3 protein-coding genes are annotated in these 3,307 nt (G+C 62.6%); 2 read left to right on the forward strand and 1 reads right to left on the reverse strand.

Annotation, left to right across the window (positions count from 1 at the left end):
• The first annotated feature begins 13 nt into the window (after nucleotides 1–13).
• Together tuf and ACESNB_RS03005 are read left to right on the forward strand one after the other, a co-directional pair.
• On the forward strand, nucleotides 14–1,204 hold the full coding sequence (gene tuf, locus ACESNB_RS03000) for an elongation factor Tu (protein ID WP_373003632.1): 1,191 nt from the start codon (nucleotides 14–16) through the stop codon (nucleotides 1,202–1,204).
• A 174-nt stretch (nucleotides 1,205–1,378) separates the two neighbouring features.
• Entirely contained in the window at nucleotides 1,379–2,665 is a 1,287-nt protein-coding gene (locus ACESNB_RS03005; protein ID WP_373003625.1) for a dipeptidase, read from the forward strand.
• Here the strand turns inward: ACESNB_RS03005 and ACESNB_RS03010 are convergent.
• Nucleotides 2,635–3,307: MFS transporter (locus ACESNB_RS03010; protein ID WP_373003628.1), on the reverse strand; the 673-nt coding region annotated here is incomplete at its 5' end. The genes ACESNB_RS03005 and ACESNB_RS03010 overlap by 31 nt on opposite strands.

Here is a 3,307-nt window from a genome sequence, read left to right on the forward strand (position 1 = left end):
AAGGAGAGGCCCGATGGGCAAGGCAAAGTTTGAACGCAACAAGCCGCACGTGAACATCGGCACGATTGGACACGTTGACCATGGCAAGACGACGCTGACGGCGGCCATTTCGATGGTCCTGGCCGAGGCGTCTGGCGGCGAAGCCAAATCGTATGCCGAGATTGACTCGGCACCTGAAGAAAAGGCCCGTGGCATTACGATCAACACGGCGCACGTCGAGTATGAGACGGCCAACCGTCACTACGCCCACGTCGACTGCCCCGGCCACGCTGACTATGTGAAGAACATGATCACCGGTGCGGCCCAGATGGATGGCGCGATCCTGGTTGTGAACGCGGCTGACGGCCCGATGCCGCAGACGCGCGAGCACATCCTGCTGGCCAAGCAGGTCGGCGTGCCGTCGATGGTTGTCTTCCTGAACAAGGTCGACCAGGTCGATGATGCCGAGCTTCTGGAACTGGTCGAGATGGAAGTGCGCGAACTTCTGAACTCGTACGACTTCCCGGGCGACGATATCCCGATCATTGCCGGTTCGGCCCTGGCGGCTGTCGAAGGGCGTAATCCTGAAATCGGCAAGGACAAGGTCCTCGAGCTGATGCAGGCCGTTGACGACTATATCCCGACGCCAGATCGTCCGCTGGACAAGCCATTCCTGATGCCGGTCGAAGACGTGTTCTCGATCTCGGGCCGCGGTACGGTTGTGACCGGCCGGGTTGAGCAGGGCATCGTCAAGGTTGGCGAGGAAATCGAGATTGTCGGCATCCGCCCGACCGTCAAGACGACCTGTACCGGCGTTGAAATGTTCCGCAAGCTGCTCGACCAGGGCCAGGCTGGCGACAACATTGGTGCGCTGCTTCGCGGTGTTGACCGTGAAGGCGTCGAGCGCGGCCAGGTTCTCTGCAAGCCGGGTTCGATCACGCCGCACACGACGTTCGAAGCCGAAGCCTATATCCTGACCAAGGAAGAGGGTGGCCGTCACACGCCGTTCTTCACCAATTATCGTCCACAGTTCTACTTCCGCACGACCGACGTGACGGGCGTGGTGACGCTGCCGGCCGACAAGGAAATGGTGCTTCCGGGCGATAACGTGAAAATGGATGTCGAGCTGATCCAGCCGATCGCCATGGACAAGGGCCTGCGCTTCGCCATCCGCGAAGGCGGCCGCACCGTCGGCGCCGGCGTGGTGTCCGAAATCAAGAAATAGGCTGGCAACAGCTACGACAAGACAAAGGCCGCTTCCGCAAGGAGGCGGCCTTTTTCATTGTGCGTGTGTCTGGCGCGGCGGTTGCTGCAAGACAGAAACTTTGGCGCGGGGATGGTGCCTGTGCGCCATGGCACTTAGGCTCTGGAAAACAGAAACCGGAAAAGGGAGACGCGCATGGTCATGGGGAAAACCGGATTGAGACGATCCATGGTGCAGATAGCGGGCGCCGCGACGGCGCTGGCCGTGCTGGCCGCCTGTGCGCATCCGGTCATTGAGGACACGGCGGCGCACCGGATGGATATGGCCCAGGCCGCGCACCAGAACAGCCTGGTGCTGGACGGGCACGCGGACATCGTGCTGCCGTCGACGTCTCTGAGCTATCAGGGGCCGGATGGCCGGTCGAAAGTGGCGCCGGACAAGCTGGCAGCCGGCGGGGTTGGCGCGGTTGTCATGTCTGTCGCGGTCGGGCCAGGCCCGCGCACGTCGGAAGGCGACGCCGCCGGCCGCGCGGAAGCCGACGAAAAGCTGGCGGCGATTCGCGCGCTGGATGCGGCGCATGAATCGCTCGCCATCGCCACCACGCCCGAAGAGGTGCGCGCGATCCGCGCGCGCGGGCAGACGGCGGTGATCCTGGGCTTCCAGAATGCCCGGTCGCTGGAAGGCGATGTCGCGGCGCTGGATACATTTTATGCGGCGGGTGTGCGCGTGTTCGGACTGAACCATATGGGGCACAATGACTTCTCCGACAGTTCGCGCCCGTTATATGATGGTGACACGAAGTCCTATGAGGTCGAGGCCGAACATGGCGGACTGTCGGCGCTGGGCGTGCAGGCCATTGAACGAATCAATGCGCTGGGCGGGATCGTCGATGTGTCGCAAATGTCGAAAGATGCGACGCTGCAGGCCATCGCCCTGTCGACATCGCCGGTGATTGCCAGCCATTCGAACGTGCGTGTCCTGTCGGACGTGTCACGCAATCTGTCTGACGAAGAGATCGACCGGATCGGCGAGACCGGCGGCGTGATCCATGTCGCCGCCTTCGGCGCGTACCTGGTGGACCTGTCTGATCTGGACCTGCTGGCACGGATCCGGGCTGTGCGGCGTGAGGCGGGCCTGCCGGAAACCTATTCCTACCCGTATGAGCTTTATTGGGAGCTGCATGACCCGGCGGAGAAAACCGCCTTCCTGACAGCGATGCGCGATGTCATCGGACGGGGCAGTGTCGACCGCATGATGGACCATATCGACTATATCGTTGCGCGCATTGGGATCGACCATGTCGGGATCGGGACCGACTTCAATCATGGCGGCGGGGTGGAGGGGTTCAACGAGGCGGATGAGGCGTTCAATGTGACTCTGGCGCTGGTCGATCACGGCTATTCGGGCGCTGATATCGAGAAGATCTGGGGCGGCAATTTCCTGCGCGTGTTTCAGTCCGTGTCGCCTGCACCGGCCGATTGACGCGCCGCTTCGGCGCTCCGCCGCACTGCGAGCTGCTGGAGGTTGTGTTCGTGGTCGCCGCGATCGATGCGGTAATAGCCGACTGCGATGATCATGCATGTCCACAGCAGGAGAAGTGTCGGCGCATAGCATGCGCCGAGCCGCCATAGGGTTTCCGGTGAGACGTCGCCTACCGCAGCGCCCTGCGGGAAGGAGACGAAAGACAGGATAAGCCCGGCCGAGAATGCGCCGAGGCCCTGGGTGGCCTTGCGCGTGAAGGTGACGGCAGCGAAGAAGACGCCTTCCGACCGGCGACCGGTCCTGAGTTCGCTCTGCTCCACGAGGTCTGCGATCATCGAATAGAGCACGGCCTGGAGCGCGATGATGAGGGCGACGTCAATCGTGTTGATGGTGGCGACGATGGGAAAGAGGAGCGGGTCGCCATTGGCAGGCATCAGGCCGATGAGGCGCAGGATGACTGGAGCAGGGGCCATGGTGAAGGCAATGACGCCGAGCCAGATTACCCCTCGCTTCTTGCCGAACCGCTTCACGATCCTCGGCGCGACGAGCAGGCCGATCAGCGCCGAGAGGAAGACCAGCAAGGTCCACAGGAATATCTGGCCGCCCGAGAAGCCCCAGAAATAGGTCAGCATGAGGAAGGCG

The organism is Hyphomonas sp. (genome assembly GCF_041689225.1).
Lineage (GTDB): Bacteria > Pseudomonadota > Alphaproteobacteria > Caulobacterales > Hyphomonadaceae > Hyphomonas.